General features: G+C 70.6%; 1 protein-coding gene. It reads right to left on the bottom strand.

From position 1 onward, the window contains the following. Window positions 1-279 (bottom strand): hypothetical protein (locus ACLQ22_RS32060; RefSeq protein WP_425695613.1); only part of this gene is annotated, 279 nt, incomplete at both ends.

The raw sequence follows: 279 nt of genomic DNA, 5'->3' as shown, positions 1-279 counted from the left end.
GACCATTTTGATGATCCCGGCGACGCCCGCGGCTGCCTGGGTGTGGCCGATGTTCGACTTCACCGATCCCAACCGCAGCGGCTGTTCCGCGGGCCGGTCCTGGCCGTAAGCGGCGATCAGCGCCTGTGCCTCGATCGGGTCACCCAACGTGGTGCCCGTGCCGTGCGCCTCCACCACATCCACCTCGCCCGGCGTCAGCCGTGCGTTGGCCAGGGCCTGACGGATCACCCGCTGCTGCGACGGCCCGTTCGGGGCGCTCAACCCGTTGGAGGCGCCGTC

The organism is Micromonospora sp. DT178 (assembly GCF_049841695.1).
Lineage (GTDB): Bacteria > Actinomycetota > Actinomycetes > Mycobacteriales > Micromonosporaceae > Micromonospora.
The sequence above is the reverse complement of the archived record's forward strand: the minus strand, read 5'-3'. Positions and strand labels throughout refer to the sequence as shown.